The organism is Kitasatospora sp. NPDC052868 (assembly GCF_044547105.1).
Taxonomy (GTDB): domain Bacteria; phylum Actinomycetota; class Actinomycetes; order Streptomycetales; family Streptomycetaceae; genus Kitasatospora.
Genome location: NZ_JBITZW010000006.1, coordinates 20,942 through 38,686 on the forward strand (window position 1 = coordinate 20,942; position 17,745 = coordinate 38,686).

A 17,745-nucleotide genomic window follows, 5' to 3' on the forward strand; every position below is an offset into this window, starting at 1 on the left:
AACGGAGGCAACCCCGGTGCCCGAAGCGGCCGACGTGGTGGAGAAGCCGGTCGACGTGGTGGTGGTGGGCGGCGGGTTCACCGGTCTGACCGCCGCCCTGGAGCTCGCCGCGAAGGGGGTGAGCGTGCGCGTCCTGGAGGCCGAGGACGAGATCGGCGGCCTCGCCGCCTCCTTCACCGTGGGCGACCGGGAGCTGGAGCGCTTCTACCACCACTGGTTCTCCTCCGACACCGAAATCCTGCGGCTGTGCGAGGAGTTGGGCATCGCCGACGCGGTGGAGCCGCACCTCACCCGGACCGGCATGTACTACGCCAACACGATCTTCAAGCTCTCCAAGCCGATCGACGTCCTGCGCTTCGCCCCGCTGGCGTTCACCGACCGCCTCCGGCTCGGTCTGCTGGCCGTGCGCGCCGGACGGGTGCGGAACTGGCGGGAGCTGGAGCACCGCACGGCCGAGGAGTGGCTCGTCTCGCTCGGCGGCCGCCGCGTCTACGACGTCGTCTGGCGGCCGCTGCTGGAGGGCAAGTTCGGCGACTACGCCGGGCAGGTCGGCGCGACCTGGATGTGGACCAAGCTGCACCTGCGCGGCGGCAGCCGCACCAAGTCCGGCAGCGAGACGCTGTACTACCTGCGCGGCGGCAGCAGGACCCTGCTGACGGCGCTCGGGCGCCGACTGGCCGAGCTCGGGGTGGACGTCCGCACGGGCACCGCCGCCGAGGCGCTCCACGCCGACGGGTACGGCCTCACCGCGGTGGCGGCCGGCGGGCGGCTGCACCCGGCCCGCCAGGTGCTGGTGACCACCGCCCCCGAGCAGGCCGCGCGCCTCCTCGACCACCCCGAGGCCGCCCACCCGGCCGTCCCGGCGCTGTCCCGGCAGCTCCGCCAGATCGGCTACCTGGCCAACGTCTGCCTGGTACTGGAGAACAACCGCAAGCTCTCCGACACCTACTGGCTGAACGTCAACGACCCGTCCTTCCCCTACGTCGGCGTCATCGAGCACACCAACCTCGACGACCCGTCCCGCTACGGCGGACGCCACATCGTCTACCTCTCCAAGTACCTGCCGGCGGACGCCGAGCTGTACCGGATGACGGACGAGCAGGTCTTCGAGTTCAGCCTGCCGCACCTGCGGCGGATGTTCCCCGGCTTCGACCGCGGCTGGGTCGACCGCTACCACGTCTGGCGCGCCGAGTACGCCCAGCCGGTCGTCACCCCCGGCTACACCCGCACCATGCCGCCGCTGCAGAGCCGGATCCCCGGCGTGTACCTCGCCGGGATGGCCCAGGTGTTCCCCGAGGACCGGGGCACCAACTACGCGGTGCGCGGCGGCCGCCAGGCGGCCCTGCTGATGGCCGAGCAGCTGGACCACAGGAGTCCCCTCACCCGGGACGGCGAGAACGGGGCGGACCATGAGTGAGCTGATCACCTTCGACGACTGCCACAACCTGGAGATCGCCCGGATCCACCAGCTCTACCGCGCCCACGTCAGTCGCAGCCAGGTGGACCTGATCGGGTCCTTCGGCTTCGGCCGGGACACGGTGGACCACGCCGAGGGCGCCTGGATCCGACTCCGCGACGGCCGAAGGATCCTGGACTTCACCGGCGGCGTCGGAGTGCTGAACCACGGCCACAACCACCCCCGGATCCTCGCCGTCCGCGAGCGCTTCCAGCGCGAGCAGCGGATGGAGGTGCACAAGAACTTCTTCTCCCCGTATGTCGCGGCCCTCAGCCACAACCTCGCCGCCCTGCTCCCGGGCGACCTGAACGTGAGCTACTTCCCCAACTCCGGTGCGGAGGCGGTGGAAGGGGCGGTCAAGCTCGCCTACAAGTACCACGCCGGACACCGCGGGACGATCCTCCACAGCGACATCGCCTTCCACGGGAAGCTCCTCGGGGCCGGCAGCCTGACCGCCTCCCCCGAGATCCACTTCCCCTTTCCGGAGATCCCCGGCACCGACTCCTTCGCCTACGACGACCTGGACTCCCTCACCGCCGCGCTGGAGCGCCACCGCGGATCCGACGGCAGCAGCGACGTCTACGCGGTGGTCCTGGAGCCCTTCAGCGCCTCCAGCCTGCGCGAGTGCTCGGCGCGGTTCCTCTACGAGCTGCGGCGGATCTGCACCGAGCTGGACATCGTGCTGATCTTCGACGAGGTCTACACCGGCTGGGGCAAGACCGGGGAGCTGTTCCACTTCATGCGCCACCCGGACCTCGTCCCCGACGTCCTCGCCATGTCCAAGTCCTTCGGCGGCGGCAAGGCCTCGATCTCCGCGTACACCGCCCGCGAGGCGGTCTTCCGGCGGGCGTACGACAACCTTGCCGACGCCACCCTGCACAGCACCACCTACTACGGCTTCGGCGAGGAGACCGCCACCGCCCTGGAGGCCGTGGCCGTCGCCGTGGACGAGGACTTCCCCGGCCGGGCCCGGGAGCTCGGGGCCAGGCTGGGCGCCGGACTGGCCGACCTGGCCGCGCGCCACCCCCGCCTGGTGACCGGCACCCGGGGCCGCGGCGCCCTGCACGGCCTCTTCCTGCGCAGCGGGCCGAGGATCCCGGACCGGATCCGGGCGGCCCTGCCCGGCGGCTTCGCGAAGGACCCGCAGGCGGTGCCCAAGCTGCTCACCGCCGCGGTGGTCGCCGCCCTCTACCGGGACCACGGCGTGCTGACCTTCTTCGGGTCCAACCGGGAGATCGCCCTGATCGCCTCGCCGCCCCTGGTGGCCGAGCCCAAGGACGTCGACGTCTTCCTGTCCGCCCTGGGCGAGGTCCTCGACCAGGGCGCCGGGCGGCTGCTGGCGGGCTTCGTCAAGGAGAAGGTGAGCGGCTGATGCGACTGCTGAGACTCCTCCGACCGCTGCGACCGATCCACCCGACCGACCGCTCCGGCGCGGTGCGCGCCAGCGGCCTGCCGGCCTACTGGCAGCGCCACTACGCCTGCCTGCGCGCCACCGGTGCGGCCGGCGCCGCCGAGCGCCACGTCCAGGGCACCATCGCCACCCTCCCGCTGCCGTACCGGCTCGGCTACTGCGCGGTGCTGCGCGCGATTCCCGCACTGTTCCGCTGCGCGGGCGGACACAGCGTGCACCGGGCCCCCGCCGCGGCCGACCGGGTGGCGATGGCCCGCCTCGGCCGGCTCCCCGGAGTGGCCCAGGTGCTGCGGGCGAGCACCGCGCTCGCCCTGTACGGCGCACTGGACGGCCCGGAGCCCCGGGCGGCGGCCCGGTGACGGCGCCCTGGCCGCGCGCCCGCCGCGGCACGCCGACCCGCGACTGCGACGTCCTGGTCATCGGCTCCGGTGCCGGCGGCAGCGCCGTCGCCCTGGACCTGGCGACGGCCGGCCACCAGGTGCACGTGATCGAGGAGGGCCCGCGCGTCACCACCGACGAGCTCGGCGCCGCGACACCCGCCGAGAACATGCGCCGGCTCTACCGCCAGGGCGGCCTGACCCCGATCTTCGGGCGGCCCACCATCGCCTACGGCGAGGGCCGCTGCGTCGGCGGGACGACCGTCGTCAACGGCGGGCTCCTGTGGCAGCCCTCCGCCGCCCTGCTGAGCCGCTGGGCCGCCGTCCACGGTGTCGACGGCTACCGGGCCGCGGACCTCGCCCCGCACCTGCGCCGGATCGTCGAACGCCTCCGGGTCGAGCCGCAGACCCCCGACGGAGGGGACCGCGACTCCGTCCTCCTCGCCGCCGGAGCCGACCGCCTCGGGTGGCGCTGGCAGTACCCCGAGCGGGCGCTGCACGGATGCCTGCGGCGCAACCGCTGCACCACCGGATGCACCAGCGGGGCCAAGCAGAGCACCGCCCTGACCTACCTCCCGCAGGCCGAGCGCCTCGGTGCGCGGATCCTCCCGGGGACGCGGGCGCTGCGGATCCGGCACGACGGACGGGACGTCCAGGGCGTCCTGACCGTGGACGAGCAGGGCCGGCGCGCGTTCCACCGGGCCCGGACGGTGTTCGTCGCGGCCGGCCCGATCGGCACCCCCGCCCTGCTGCAGCGCAGCGGGATCCACCCGGACCGCGCCGGCCGCGAGCTGGGCCTGCACGTCAACCTGCGGACCGTCGCCCGCTTCGCCGACCCCGTCGCGGCGACCAACGGGACGATCTTCACCGCCCAGGTCCACGAGTTCACCGATCGCGGCGTCCTCGTCATGCCGTCCAACCTGACCCCCGGGAGCCTCGCCGCGGCGCTCGCCGGACACCCCCCGCAGCTGGTCGAGGGAATTCTCGACCGGCTCGACCGGTCGGCCGTCTACACCACCCAGGTGCGGCTGCGCGGCAGGGCCCGGGTCACCGCGCTGCCGCTCGGCGGCACCCTGCTGCGGCACGGCATGACCGCCGAGGACCACACCGCGCTCCGCACGGCGTTCGCGGACACCGCACGGCTGCTGCTGGCCGCCGGCGCCGTCGAACTCGTCCCGCCGGTCGCCGCGGCGGGCCCGCTGCGCACGGCGGCCGACGTCGAGTCCTTCTGCGCCGGCGTCCGCCCCGCCGACTGGGAGCTGGTCTCCGTCCACGGGATGGCGTCCTGCCGGATGGGCCGGCCGGACCGCGGCGGCGTGTGCGACGAGCACGGGCGGCCGCACGGCTTCCGCAACCTCCACGTCAGCGATGCCAGCGTGCTCCCCGGCGTCACCGGGATCAGCCCGCAGGGCACGATCATGGCCTTCGCCCACGAGATCGCCGCCCGGTTCCTGAACCGCTGACGGCCCGTCGGCCCCCGTCCGTTCCGCGTCCCCGTCCGACTCACCCGCCTCACCCACCCGGAGAGAGACCTATGCACACCCTGTCCGCCCGGTCGGCCAAGACCGGGAGCGCCGACCGCTGGTTCAGCACACCGGCGATCGTCGCCTCCTGCGTCGGCTTCGTCCTGATCGGCGCGCTGCAGTCGCTGTACGGGCCGGCCCTCCCGGCCCTGCGGGAGGAGTTCGGGCTGTCCCCCTCCGGTGCCGGACTCGCCCTGAGCGCCCACTTCATCGGCGGCGTCACCGGTGTCCTCGCCTTCGACCGGGCCTACGGGCGGATCGGCAACCGGGCTCTGCTGGGCGTCTCCTACGCCCTCATGGCGGTCGGCGGCACGGCCTTCGCGCTGGCGCCGAACTGGCCACTCGCCCTCCTCGGCGCGCTGGTCACCGGCTTCGGCTTCGGCGGCATCGACTACGGGCTGAACCAGCTCTTCGCCACCGGCTTCGGGCGGCGCAGCCCCGCCATGCTGAACATCCTCAACGCCCACTTCGGCATCGGTGCGATCATCGGCCCGGCGCTGATCGGTGCGCTGGGCGCCGACCGCTACCCGGCCGTCTTCGTCGTCTTCGCCGTCCTGGCCGCCCTGCTGCTGCTCCCGCTCGGCGGCGTCCGCGACCGAACCCCGGACCAGGGCGGCCGCCCCGCCGACGCCCCCGACGCGCCCGGTTCCGGCGCCCCCGCCGCCGCCTCCGCCGCCGGGGTGAAGAGCCGGACCGCCTCGCTGCTCGGCGTGTTCGTGCTGCTGTACGTCCTGCACGTCGGGGTGGAGGCGGGCGTCGGCGGCTGGGAGCCGACCCATCTGGAGGCGGTGGGCTACGGCACCACGGTAGCCGCCTCGGCGACCTCGGTCTACTGGCTGATGCTCACGCTGGGCCGCTTCCTGGTGGCGCCGCTGACGCTGCGCTGGTCGGAGCCGGTCATCATCGCGGTCAGCTGCGCGGGCATGTCGGTGTGCCTGCTGGCGGCGGTACTGCCCGGCGCGGCGCCCTACGCCTACGCGGGCGTCGGCCTGTTCATCGCGCCGATCTTCCCCACCGGGCTGCCCTGGCTCAAGCGCGCCGTGCCGGCGGCGCAGCGGGCCGGCGCGCTGGTCATCGCCGCCTCGATGGTGGGCGGGGTGGCGGCCGGACCGGTGCTGGGCCGGGCCATCGAGCTCTTCGAGGTGCGGATGGTCCCGGCGGTGCTCTTCGTGCTCGCCGCCGTCTGCCTCGCGGCCACCTGGTGGCTGACCCGCGCCACCCGGTCGGCGCGGCCCGCCGACTGACCCGCGGGGCCCTCCGGCCCGGCCGGGTCCCGGTCCCGGCCCGGAAAGCCGGATGGTCAATCATCTCCCCTCCCACCTGGTCAAGTTGACTCTGCTAGCGTGAGGAACGGACTCTCCGTAACGGACCGAACGGCGGCCCCGAGTCCCCAAGAACCGCGAGGAGGCATCGCAGGATGCTCACCGTTTCAGTTGTCGGCCTGGGAGTCATGGGAAGCCGGATGGCGCGCCGATTAGTGGACGCCGGCTACCAGACCTTCGTCTGGAACCGCTCCGCCGACCGCGCCGCGCCGCTGGTCGAGGCCGGTGCGAAGGCCGTGGCCACCCCGGCGCAGGCGGCTCAGGAGGCCGACGTCACCATCGTGATGGTCTCCGACCCGGACGCGCTGGCCGAGGCCACCGAGGGGCCCGACGGCGTGCTGAGCGGCTGCGTTCCCGGCCGGACGGTCGTGCAGATGTCCACCGTGTCGCCCGAGGCCACCGCCCGGCTGGCGGCGCAGGTCCCGGCGGGGGTGGCGCTGCTCGACGCGCCGGTCATGGGCAGCATCCCGCAGGTCGAGAGCGGCACGCTGACCGTGCTGACCGGCGGTGACGACGAGACGGTGGAGCGGCTGTCGGCGCTGCTGTCGGTGTTCGGCGAGGTCCACCGGGTCGGCGGGGTCGGCGCCGGGACGGCGGCCAAGCTGGTCGCGAACTCCGCGCTGATCGCGATGGCCACGCTGCTCGGCGAGTCGCTGGCGCTGGGCGGCGGCCTGGGCCTGTCCCGGGACACCACCTTCGACGTGCTGTCGCGGACCTACCTCGGTGAACTGTCCGACGGCTGGCGGCCTGTGGTCGAGGCGGGAGAGCACCGGCCGTCCTTCTCGCTTTCGCTGGCGGCCAAGGACGCGGCCCTGGTCGACGCCGCCGCCCGCACCTCGGGCGCGCCGCTGCCGGTGCTCGCCGCGGTGTCCGACTGGTTCGCCGAGGCGGAGCGGGCCGGCCACGGCGCGCTCAACATGTCCGCGGCGGTCACCCACATTCTGCAGACCAGGGGGATCTGATGACCGAGCTGCGCCACCACCAGGAGGTCCCCGGCCTCAAGACCGCGAACGGGTACAGCCACGTCGTCTCCGGCACCGGCCGGATCGTGGTGACGGCGGGCCAGGTCGCGCTGGACGAGAAGGGCGAGCTGGTCGGCCCCGGCGACATGGAGGCGCAGACCCGGCAGGTCTTCACCAACCTCCGCTCGGCGCTGGCGGCGGAGGGCGCGACCTTCGACAACGTCCTCAAGATCACCTGTTATGTCACCGACCTCAGCCGGCTTCCCGAGGTCTACGCCGGCAGTGACGAGTTCCTCGACCTGAGCCGGCCGCCGGCCAGCGCGACCGTCCAGGTCTCCGCCCTGGTTCGGGAGGACTTCCTGATCGAGGTCGAGGCACTGGCAATCGTTTAGGGCCGCTCTTTCGGGTCACGCGGACGGCCCGGGCCTCCCGCCGGATTTCCGGCGGGAGGCCCGGGCCGTTCGGGCGGGCGGCGTCAGACGCGGGCGCTGTTGGCCAGCACGTGCTCGGCCAGGTCGTCCACGGTGGAGAGGCCGTCGGCGAACTCGTCGCCCACCTCCAGGCCGAACCGCTGCTCCAGCAGGATCAGCGCCTCGGCGATCACCATCGAGTCGATGTTGAGGTCGGTGAAGAGGGACGCCTCCGGCCGGACGGCGGCGGCGTCGACGTTGCCGACCTCGTGGAAGGCCTCGGCCAGGGCCGTGAGCACGTCGTTCTTGGTCATCGTGAATCCCCTCGGTGCGGGCGGTCGGCGTCCGGGCCGGCCGCCAGGTCGGTGGCGGCGGCCACCACCGCGTCCAGCAGGCGCTCGGCGGTGGCGGCGTCGAACAGGTTCTCCTGGTAGGTGAGCGTGAACTCGAGGTCCGACGCGTGGTCGGTGGCGGTGAGTTCGAGCTCGTACTTGCTGTGCAGCGGCTCCAGCGGCAGCAGCCGCGCCGCCACTCCGGGGCCGAAGTCCCCCGGCCGGGTGGGGGCGTCGGTGGCCGCCAGGTAGACGGGGGTCAGCGCCGGGCGGCTGAGGTCGCGGTCCGGGTGCAGGGCCGCGACCAGCTCGTCGAAGGGCACGTCGGCGTTGCGGTAGCAGACCGTCGCCTCGGCCTTGATCCGGGCGAGCAGCTCCCGCCGGTCGGGCTCGTCGCGCAGGTCCACCCGCAGCACGAGGGTGTTGACGAACATCCCGACGGTCTCGGCATCTGCGGCCTCACGGCCCGCCCAGGGGAAGGCGAACAGGAAGTCCCGCTGTCCGCCGCCGCGGGCCAGTGCGGTGGCGAGCACGGCGGCGGTGAGCATGAACGTGGTCGCGCCCGTCTCGGCGGCGAGGGCCCGCAGCCGTGCCGTCGTCTCCGCCGGGAGCCGGGCGCTGCGCAGGCCCGCGAGGGAGCCCTGGGCGGCCCCGCGCGGCCGGTCGTGCGGCAGGACCGCGTCGGTCGGCGCGCCCGTCAGCCGGGCGACCACCGCGGCGAGCGAGTCGGGGGACGCCTCGGCCGCGCCCGACCGGTCGGAGCCGGTCGACCCGAAGGCCACGGCCCCCGGCTGCCGGTACTCCCGCCCGAGCTGCTCCAGCAGCAGGCCCAGCGACCAGCCGTCCAGGACGATGTGGTGGGCCGCGAACACCACGACCGTCCGCTCGCCGACCGCGATCACCTCGGCCCGGGCGGGTGCCTCGACGGCCAGGTCGAAGGGCGTCCAGCAGACCTCGCCGATGTGCTCGGCCAGGGCCTCCGGCGACCAGTCGCCCGCGTCGGTGACGGTGACCTCCGGCGGGGAGCCCGCCGTGGAGTAGACCACCTTCCGGAGCTTCCGGTCGAGGGTGAACCGGGCGCGCAGCGCCGGGTGGCGGCCGAGCACCGCCGCCAGCGCCCCGGCGAGCGCCACCCGGTCCACCGGTCCGGTCAACTCCAGGACGGTGGGCAGCAGATAGGCGCTGCGGACGCCCGGCAGCCGGTCGATGAACCAGAGCCGCTGCTGGACCGAGGTCGCCACACCCCCCTGCGCAGCGTTCGGCCCGGGAGCGGACGTGTCCGCATCGGAGGCGGGCGCGGCGGGCGCGGCGGACCCCTCGGACACAGCCGACCGGCCGGCGCCGGCCAGCAGCCGGCCCAGGCCGGCGACCGTCGGCTCGGCCAGGAAGTCGCGCAGCGCGACCGGCGCCCCCGCCTCCGCCTCGGCCGCCGCGAGCAGCCGGACCGCCAGCAGCGAGTGCCCGCCGAGGCCGAAGAAGTCGGTGTCCGGCGCGAACCCGGTGTCGGGCGCGAACACCCGGCCGGTCGCCTCGGAGAGGATCCCGGCGATCAGCCGGGCGGCGCGCCGCTCGTCCGGGCCGAGCTCCGCCCGGACGGCCCGCCCCTCCGGCAGCAGCACGGCGGGCAGCGTGGCGAGCGCCGCGGTGTTCAGCTTGTCGTTCTGGGTGAACGGCAGCTTGGCCACCGCGTACACCTCGGCGGGCAGCACCGCCGCGGGCAGCCAGCGCCGCAGCGGGGCCACCACCTCGTCCCGGGTGGGCGGTTCACCGCCGTCGTGCAGCTCCAGGTAGCCGACCAGCCGCTTGGGCTCGCCGACCGCCAGGACGGCGGCCGCCCGCACCCGGGGGTGCTCCTCCAGCAGGCGGCGGACCTCCCCCGGCTCGATCCGGTTGCCGAGGATCTTCACCTGGTCGTCGACCCGGCCGATGTAGTCGAGCCGGCCGTCCGGCCGCAGTGCCACCCGGTCGCCGGTGCGGTACATCCGGTCGTCCGGCCCGGTGCCGAACGGGTCCGGCAGGAAGGCCTGTTCGGTGAGGTCGGGCCGGCCCAGGTAGCCGAGGGCGAGGCCGACGCCGGCCACGTACAGCTCGCCGGGGACGCCGACGGGCAGCTCCTCGCGGTGCGGGCCGAGGAGGTAGGCGCGGGTGTTGGGCAGCGGGACCCCGATCGGCGGCCGCTCGTCGGCGAGGTCCACCGTGCCGCAGGTGCTCAGGCAGGACGCCTCGGTGGGCCCGTAGGCGTTGCGGACCTCGGCGCCCCACTTCTCCGTGCAGGCCGCGGCGAGCTGCCGGGTGACGGCCTCGCCGGCGAAGTAGGCGGTGCGCAGCGTGGTCGGCCCGCCGGCGTCGGTGTCGAGGGCGGCCCGCGCCATGCTCGGCGTCATGGAGGTGGAGGTGATCCCGAGCGGTCCGCGGACCAGCTCGGCGAGGGCGCCAGGGTCGCGCCGCTGCCGGTCGTCGGCGAGGACCAGCAGCGCGCCGGCCGCCAGCGAGCGGATCACGTCGAAGTTGGCGACGTCGAAGGAGGTGGCGCAGGTGCAGAGCAGCCGGCCGTCCGGGCCCAGGCCCTCGTCCTCGATCCACCACAGGACGGTGTTCAGCAGGCCCTGGTGGGAGACCAGGACGCCCTTGGGCCGGCCGGTGCTGCCGGAGGTGTGGATGACCATCGCGGTGTCCCGCCCGGTCAGCCGCGGGGGGACGGCCGGGGCGCTCGTGCCGCGCAGCGGCTCCAGCTGGAGCAGCGCGGGGCCGGGCGAGCCGGTCAGGTCGGCGCCGGCGGCGTCCACCACGACGGCCTTGGCGTCGAGCCGGCCGATGATGTGCGCCAGGCGGTCGGGCGGGGTGTCCAGCCCGATCGGGGCGTAGGCGGCGCCGCTGCGCAGGACGCCGAGCCAGCCGGCCACCAGGGCGCCGCCGCGGGTGGCGACGACGGGCACGTGGTCGCCGGGGCCGATGCCGAGCTCGCGCAGGGCGGCCGCGACGGCCCAGGACCAGGCGTCCAGCTCGCCCCAGCCGAGGTCCGCCCCGTCGCAGGTGACCGCCGGGGCGGCCTGGTCCGCGGCGGCGATCCGCGCCGCGATGGCGTCCAGCACCGTCGCGTGCTCCGGGTCGGCGCCGCCGAGGTGGCGGCCCACCAGGTCGCGCCGCTCGCCGGGGACGACGCAGGCCGGCAGCGCGCCGGGCGCCCGCTCGGTGACGGGCAGCCGGGCGAGGGTCTGCTGCGGTGCCTCGACGGCGGCCGAGAGCAGCGCCCGGAATCCCTCGGCCAGCCGGGCGGCCAGCGCGGGCGGGTAGCAGTCGGTGTCGTACTCGATGGTGCCGGTGACCCCGGCCGGGGTCTCGTCGAGGATGAACAGCAGGTCGAACTTGGCGGCGCCGGTGGGCAGGAGCTGCGCCCGCTCCCAGCGCGGCGGCCGGGAGTAGCGGGGGACGGGGTAGTTCTGCAGGGCGAAGCCGATGTTCACCAGGGCGCCGCGCGGGGTGTCGGGCAGGGCCGCGGTGAGCCGGTCGAACGGGATGCGCTGGTAGCCGAGGCTGTCGAAGGCCTCGGTGCGCACCGCCGAGCAGAGGTCGGCGAAGGACTCCTCGGGGTTCACCGTGCAGCGCTGCGGGACGGTGTTGACGAAGAAGCCGACCAGGTCCTCGAGGGACTGTTCGGGCCGGTCGGCGGCGACCACGCCGAGCAGGAAGGCGTCCCGGCCGGACCAGCGCTGGACGACGGCCTGGAACGCGGCGAACACCACCACGAACGGGGTGACCCGCAGGTCGTGGGCGAGGCCGCCGACGGCGGCCCAGAGCTCGGCGGGCAGCTCGAAGACGTGCTCGGCGCCCGGGCGGTCGCCCTCCCTCGGGGTGGCCGGGGCCCGGCCGGCCAGGGCGAGCCCGGAGGGGACGGCGGACAGCTGCCCGGCCCGCTCGGCCAGCAGTTCGCGGGCCTCCTCGCCGGCCAGCTCCTGGCCGTCCCAGATCGCGAAGTCCGTGTACTGGATGGGGAGTTCGGGGAGCTCTGGGTCGCGCCCGGCGAGCGCGGCCTCGTAGCCGGCGGCGAGGTCCTCGAAGAGCACGCCGAGCGACCAGCCGTCGACGGCGATGTGGTGGATGTTGAGCAGCACCGCGTCACCGCCGGGCAGGCCCTGCCAGACGGTGCAGGCGAGCGGTGGCCGCTCGGCCAGGTCGAGGGGCTGCCGGGCCGCCGCGGCGGCCTGCTCGTCGAGTCGGCGCAGCGGCTCCGGCTCGCCGGACAGGTCGACGACGGCGAGCTCGACGGGCCCGGGGTCGCGCACCTCCTGGACGGGGCGGCCGTCGGCCACCCGGTAGGTGGTCCGCAGCACCTCGTGCCGGGTGACGACGGCCGTCAGCGCGGTGCGCAGCGCCGGCACGTCCACCGGCTCGTGCCAGCGCATCAGCAGCGGCACGTTGTAGGTCACCGAGCCGTGGGCGGCGGCGTCGATGAACCAGAGCCGCTCCTGGGCGGCGGAGAGCGGTGCGCTGCGCAGGCCGTGGCGGACCGGCCCGAAGGGGTCGGCCTCCGGATGGTCCGGCGGGCTGTGGTCGTGGGACAGGCTCACGGTGGTCCTCCGGCCTAGTAGGAGATGGCCGGGGCCGACTCGTGGGACAGCTCGACGATCTCGTCCGAGACGTCGCCGAGCTCCACGGCGACCTCCAGTACCGCGATCCCGCCCTTGCCGTGCACCGCCACCGCCTGCCGCAGCGCCTCGCGCAGCTCGGCGACCGTGGCGCCCGGCTCGACCGGCAGGTGGTGGACCCCGTCGAGGTCGGGGACGTGCAGGCGCTCGGCGTCGTGCGTGAAGCGGAACCGGCTGGGGGTGCCGCGTTCGTCGAGCTGGCGCTGGAGCCAGCCGTACCCGCCGTTGCGCAGCACCACGTAGAGCACCGGGACGCCCTCCCGGGCGAGGGTGCGCAGGTCGTTGGCCACCATGGCGAACGCGCCGTCGCCGACCAGCGCGACCACCGTGCGGCCGGGCGCGGCGAGGGCGGCGCCGCCCGCGGCCGAGGCGCCGAAGCCGAGGCTGGTCTGCTCGGAGGGCACGATGGAGCCGGCGGTGGGGCCGCACACCCAGTACGGGTGGAAGTAGGACCACATGTCCGACAGGCCGTTCTCCTGGACGAGGATGCGGTCCGGGCCGACGGCCTCGTCCAGCTCGGCGAGGACCTGCGCCACGGTGAGCCGGCCGGCGGCGGCCGCGGCGGCGAGCCTGGCTCCGGCGGCCTCCCGGACCCGCTCGCGGACCGCGGCGATCGCGGCCTGCCGCTCCTCGTCGGGGGCCGCGCCGGCCTGCTCCAGCCGCGCCAGCCAGCCGGCCGCCGTGCTGGGGGCGTCGCCGACCAGCCGGGGTCCGGCGAACTCGTGGGAGAGGCCGGCCGGGTCGGTGTTGACCTGGACGACGGGGACGCCGGCCGGGGCGAAGCCGAGCGGGTAGGTGGCGGTCTCCTCCAGCCGGGAGCCGAGGGCGACCACCGCGTCGGCGCTCTGCCACAGCTCGCGGGCGGTCTGCGGGGTGTAGAGGCCGGCCAGGCCGGCGAAGGCGGGGTGGTGCTCGTCGAAGGCGCCGCGCCCCGAGGCGGTGGCGAAGACCGCGGCGCCGGTGCGCTCGGCCAGCCGTTCCAGGACGCGGTCCCCGTTGCGGCCGCGCATGCCGCCGCCGACCAGCAGGACGGGCCGCCGGGCGGCCGCCAGGACGGCGTACCCGGCGTCGTCGGCCGGGGCCGCGCTCGGCAGCCGGACCGGGACCGCGGCCCACGGGCGGTCGTGCGGCACCGCCTGCTCCAGCAGGTGGTCCGGGATCTCCAGGTAGACCGGCCCGGGTACGCCGGCCGCGGCGAGCGCGGCGGCCCTGTCGAGCGCGGCCGGCAGCCGGGCCGGGTCGTCGACCCGGTGCGCCCAGCTCACCAGCGGCTGGACCAGGGCGAGTTGGTCGAGCTCCTGGAAGGCCCCGGAGCCGCGCCGGTCGGCGCCGGTGCCGCCGGCGATCAGGACCAGCGGCACGCCGCCGGTGCGGGCCTCCAGCAGGCCGGTGAGGGTGTTGGTGAGCGCCGGGCCCTTGCCGACGACGCAGACCCCGAAGCCGCCGGAGGCCAGCGCGTACCCGGTGGTCATGAACACCGCGTTGCGCTGGTCGCGGCAGAGCACCAGCCGGGTGTCCGCGTCCTCCAGTGCCTCCAGCAGGCCGAGGTCGTCGCCCGGCAGGCCGAAGACGGTCCGCCGCTCGTGGAAGCGGAGCCAGTCGGCGACGGCGTGCCACGGCGTCCGGTGGGAGGCCTGGTCGGCCGGTCCGGTCCGGGCCGGCTCCTGGGTCAGGTGCTGCTCTGTCATCACTCGCCTCGCCCGAAGTAGTCGGAGACGACCTTCGACAGCAGCAGCGGCTCGGCGGTGCGAGTCCCGTTGAAGCTGACGTAGTTCGCCATCATGCCGCGGCCGCCGAACGGCCGGTTCCCGTCGTCGATGTCCAGCAGGGTGCGGTCGACCGCCACCGAGTGCTTGCCGGCCAGCAGCTCCCGCAGCTCCTCGTCCAGGCCGTAGGCCATCGCCCCCATCGCGCGCTCGCTCATGAACGGCGAGCCGAGCTCGCGGCGCAGCGTCTCGCGGTCCGGGTAGCCGACGACGTTGAACATCGGGGAGAAGAACTCGCTGATCGCGGGGCCGTCCGCCAGGTCGCGGACGAAGACCGTCGGGTCGACCCGGCCGGTGCGGAAGTCGGCGGTGCCGCCGTGGACGATGGCGTGCCGGTTGCGCTGGAGGTACTCGACCGAGTCGGCCAGGGCGTCCTGGTAGTACAGCGGGCCGTAGTCGGCGTCCGGGTCGGCGTTCTCGCCGAACCGCAGTTCCGACAGGCGCTTGCACAGGCGCGCGACGAAGCCGTCCCGCAGTTCGCGGGGCACCAGCAGCACGTCGGGGGCGAAGCAGTCCTGGCCGGAGTTGTGCAGCCGGATCCGGATCGCGTCCTCGACGGCCAGCTCGACGTCGGCGTCGGGGCCGAGCACGAAGGGGTTGACCCCCTGGCCGAAGAAGACGAACACCTGCTCCCGGCCCAGGGCGGCCCGGACCCGCTCGGCGTTGGCGTACGTGCCGGTGAAGACCAGCAGCCCGGCGAGGGCGCACGGCCCCTCGACGAACTTGCGCTGGGAGAGGTCGCTCAGCTCGATCGGCAGGCCGTGCACGGGGGCCAGCAGTTCGTGCAGCTGCCGGGTCTGCGCGGCGACCTTGCTGGACGGGCGCAGGGTGACGTCGCGGACGTACAGCGAGGGCACCAGGGCGTACATCACGTAGGAGTAGAGCAGCACGTTGGACGGCATGAAGACGGCCATCCGCTCGACCGCCTGCGGCCGGTTGCCGGCGACCTCGGCCAGGGCACCGTCCAGGGTGGCGAGCGCCGCCTCCAGTTCGAGCTCCACCGAGCGGTGGGTGGCCATCGAGGTGAGGACCTGGAGGACGGCGTCCGGCTGCTCGCGCAGGAAGTCAAGCGTGCGCCGCAGCGCCGCCACCCGCTCGGGGAACGGTATGCCGTCGCCGTCGCCGGCCGGCGCGGTGGGCTGCGGCTCGGCCGGGCCAGCGGCGGGGTGCGCGGCCGGCTCGGCGGCGGGCCCGTTGGGCTCCTCGGCCAGCCGGGCCAGGGCGAACTGGCGCAGCCCCGCGAGGTCGGGCTTGCCGGTGGACTTCAGCGGGAACTCGTCGACCACCAGCACCCGGTTGGGCTGCTCGTACCCGGGCAGCAGGGCGTTGATCGCCTCCTGCCAGCCGCGGGGCGTGCCGCCGTCCGGGTCGGCCACCACGAAGACCAGCTGGGCTCCGCGCCGGGCGTCGTCGAAGGCGAGCACCTTCACCGGGGCGCCGCAGGCCTGCGCGCGGGCCTCGATGGCGCTCGGGTAGAGGGTGTGCCCGAAGCGGTGCACGGCGTTGGCGCGGCCCACCACGAAGAGGTGTCCGGCGGCGTCGAGGTAGCCCAGGTCGCCGGTGGCGTAGAACGGCTCCTCGGCGCCGGCGACGGTGCCGTCGGCGAGCAGGTATCCCTCCATCAGCGCGGGGGTGCGCACCAGGATGCGCCCGATCCCGCCGGGCGGGACGGCGGCGCCGTCCGGGTCGACCACGCTGACCTGCACGCCGTCCAGCGGGCGGCCGCAGCCGACCGCGCCGTCGGCCGGGGCCAGCGCGATGTTGCCGGCCTCGCTGCTCCCGTAGCCGTCCAGCAGGGGCAGCCCGAAGGCGGCGCGGAAGTCGTCGGCGAGCGTCTCGGACAGCGGTGCGCCGCCGACGCACCACATCCGGACCCCGGCGAGGCCCTCGCGCAGCTCCGGGTGGCGCCCGGTGACCCGCAGGATGCTGTGGTAGGTGGCGGGTGTGGCGTCGACGACGGTCACGCCGGCCTCGCGGGCCACGTGCAGCGCGCGGTCCAGCCGCCCGGCCGTGGTGAGCGCCAGCGAGCAGCCGAGGCGCCACCAGAGCATCAGCAGGGTGAGGCCGTAGAAGTGGGTGAACGGCAGCAGCGGCAGCAGGACGTCGTCGCTGCGGTAGCCCATCCGGTCGGCGGTGGCCGACAGGTTGTCGAACAGGGCCCGGCCGCGGCGCACCACCGCCTTGGGGTCGCCGGTGGAGCCGGAGGACCAGGTGATCAGCGCGTCGGCCCGGCGCGACCAGGCCTCGAAGTCCAGCCGCTCGCCGGTCGGTTCACTGCCGGTCGGGACGTCCTCGGGCGGGGCGCCGTCGGGCGCGCCCTGGACGAGGTCCGCCAGCCGCAGGCAGACCACCTGTTCGCCGGCCGTCTCCTCGCGCTGGCCGAGCAGCCAGCGGGCGCCGGTCAGCCGGGCGCCGCGTTCGACGTCGGCGGCGGTGAGCTGGTTGTCCAGCAGGCTGACGGAGGTGTCCAGGTGCAGCAGCGCGAGGAACGCGGCCACCGACTCGACGCTGTTCTCCGCCTTGAGCATCACCCGGTCGCCGGAGCGCACGCCCCGGTCCCGCAGGCGGGCGGCGGTGCGCAGCGCCAGCCGCTCCACCTCGTCGCGCCCGTGTGAGAAGGTCGTGCCGATCAGCCGGCCGCAGCCGCCGTCCTGTGTCGCCGTCATTCGCCTGTCCCTGCGTGGGTGCGTGCGTCGTCGGTGAGCGCATCGGAGTACCGGACGTGGCCCGCCTTGCCCAGCCGCTGTCGGCCGCCGGCGCCGCTGGTGCGGCGCAGCAGGGTCACGCTGTTCTGCATGAGCTTGTGCGGTTCGAGCAGGTTGACGATCTCCAACTCGCCCGGGTGGGCCTGCTGGTAGCCGCGGAAGTAGCGCAGCACCGCCTCCCCCTCGGGGTAGGTCATCAGGTAGTGCATGGCGAGCAGGCCGCCGTCGGGGTTGATCCGCTCCCAGTAGTGGTCGAAGAAGTAGAGGCACTCGTAGGCGTCCACCCAGGCCAGGTCGATCGGGGTGAAGTCCGCCGGCAGGTGGTCGTCGGCCTCGGTGAGGTCGCAGTTGGCGACCGACACCAGGTGGTCGAGGCCGAGTTGGCGGAGCACCTCGGTGACCCGGCCGGCCGACGAGCCCTCGATGGAGAGGTTGTCGACGGCGACCATCCGGGGCTGGTAGCCGGCCAGGTGGAAGTCGGGTGCGGCGAGCGGCGGTTCGGCGAACAGCCAGTCGTCGCCGAGGCCGTCGCCGGCCAGCGCCCGACGGCTCTTGGCGGCCAGTGCGGCGGACTCCAGGCGGGTCTGCTCGGCGGCGGAGGCCAGCGCGGCGGCCAGGTACGGCGTGGTGTAGCCCATGCCGACCTCGAGCACGTTGCGCGGCCGGACCAGGCCGACCAGCGCGGCCAGCCACGGGCCGGCGGCCTCGGTGCCCGCTCCCGCCACCCGCAGCGGCTCGACGGCCGCGTGGAACTTGTCGTCGAAGATCCCGTTCAGGACCACTGTTGCTCCTCGGATCTGATGCCGGATCTGATGCCGGGTCGATGCATCGTCGG

The 17,745-nt window shown here is 74.8% G+C and carries 12 protein-coding genes; 7 read left to right on the top strand and 5 right to left on the bottom strand.

Annotation, left to right across the window (positions count from 1 at the left end):
* Positions 1-16: 16 nt before the first annotated feature.
* The 7 genes from ACIGZJ_RS12470 to ACIGZJ_RS12500 all read left to right on the top strand — a co-directional run bounded on the left by ACIGZJ_RS12470 (position 17) and on the right by ACIGZJ_RS12500 (position 7,443).
* The gene (locus ACIGZJ_RS12470) at positions 17-1,417 is read left to right on the top strand and encodes an NAD(P)/FAD-dependent oxidoreductase (RefSeq protein WP_396457144.1); all 1,401 of its coding nucleotides are present in this window, start codon (positions 17-19) and stop codon (positions 1,415-1,417) included.
* Positions 1,410-2,828 (top strand): aspartate aminotransferase family protein, encoded by a 1,419-nt coding sequence (locus ACIGZJ_RS12475; protein WP_396457145.1) that lies wholly within the window; start codon positions 1,410-1,412, stop codon positions 2,826-2,828. Before ACIGZJ_RS12470 ends, ACIGZJ_RS12475 begins: the two co-directional genes overlap by 8 nt.
* Positions 2,828-3,226, top strand: a complete 399-nt coding sequence (locus tag ACIGZJ_RS12480) for a hypothetical protein (protein WP_396457146.1) — start codon at positions 2,828-2,830, stop codon at positions 3,224-3,226. Before ACIGZJ_RS12475 ends, ACIGZJ_RS12480 begins: the two co-directional genes overlap by 1 nt.
* The gene (locus ACIGZJ_RS12485) at positions 3,223-4,707 is read left to right on the top strand and encodes a GMC family oxidoreductase N-terminal domain-containing protein (RefSeq protein ID WP_396457147.1); all 1,485 of its coding nucleotides are present in this window, start codon (positions 3,223-3,225) and stop codon (positions 4,705-4,707) included. Before ACIGZJ_RS12480 ends, ACIGZJ_RS12485 begins: the two co-directional genes overlap by 4 nt.
* A gap of 71 nt (positions 4,708-4,778) precedes the next feature.
* Complete coding sequence (locus ACIGZJ_RS12490; protein WP_396457148.1) at positions 4,779-6,011, top strand: MFS transporter; 1,233 nt, start codon at positions 4,779-4,781, stop codon at positions 6,009-6,011.
* Positions 6,012-6,184: 173 nt separating this feature from the next.
* Positions 6,185-7,051 carry an NAD(P)-dependent oxidoreductase gene (locus ACIGZJ_RS12495; protein WP_396457149.1) on the top strand — a complete coding sequence of 289 codons (867 nt, stop codon included), beginning with the start codon at positions 6,185-6,187 and terminating at the stop codon, positions 7,049-7,051.
* Positions 7,051-7,443 (top strand): RidA family protein, encoded by a 393-nt coding sequence (locus ACIGZJ_RS12500; protein ID WP_387948875.1) that lies wholly within the window; start codon positions 7,051-7,053, stop codon positions 7,441-7,443. The genes ACIGZJ_RS12495 and ACIGZJ_RS12500 overlap by 1 nt, the downstream gene beginning before the upstream one ends.
* An 83-nt stretch (positions 7,444-7,526) precedes the next feature.
* Here ACIGZJ_RS12500 and ACIGZJ_RS12505 read toward each other — a convergent pair whose 3' ends face one another.
* From ACIGZJ_RS12505 to ACIGZJ_RS12525, 5 genes are read right to left on the bottom strand one after another with little or no spacing between them, the layout of a single operon-like run.
* Positions 7,527-7,775 carry an acyl carrier protein gene (locus tag ACIGZJ_RS12505; RefSeq protein ID WP_387948876.1) on the bottom strand — a complete coding sequence of 83 codons (249 nt, stop codon included), beginning with the start codon at positions 7,773-7,775 and terminating at the stop codon, positions 7,527-7,529.
* A complete protein-coding gene (locus tag ACIGZJ_RS12510; RefSeq protein WP_396457150.1) occupies positions 7,772-12,361 on the bottom strand; it encodes an amino acid adenylation domain-containing protein in 4,590 nt (1,529 codons plus the stop codon). Before ACIGZJ_RS12510 ends, ACIGZJ_RS12505 begins: the two co-directional genes overlap by 4 nt.
* A gap of 14 nt (positions 12,362-12,375) precedes the next feature.
* Positions 12,376-14,127: a thiamine pyrophosphate-binding protein gene (locus ACIGZJ_RS12515; RefSeq protein ID WP_396457151.1), complete on the bottom strand. Its 1,752-nt coding sequence runs from the start codon at positions 14,125-14,127 to the stop codon at positions 12,376-12,378.
* Positions 14,127-16,871 carry an aldehyde dehydrogenase family protein gene (locus ACIGZJ_RS12520; protein WP_396457152.1) on the bottom strand — a complete coding sequence of 915 codons (2,745 nt, stop codon included), beginning with the start codon at positions 16,869-16,871 and terminating at the stop codon, positions 14,127-14,129. The genes ACIGZJ_RS12515 and ACIGZJ_RS12520 overlap by 1 nt, the downstream gene beginning before the upstream one ends.
* Complete coding sequence (locus tag ACIGZJ_RS12525) at positions 16,868-17,692, bottom strand: hypothetical protein (RefSeq protein ID WP_396457153.1); 825 nt, start codon at positions 17,690-17,692, stop codon at positions 16,868-16,870. The genes ACIGZJ_RS12520 and ACIGZJ_RS12525 overlap by 4 nt, the downstream gene beginning before the upstream one ends.
* Positions 17,693-17,745 lie beyond the last annotated feature (53 nt).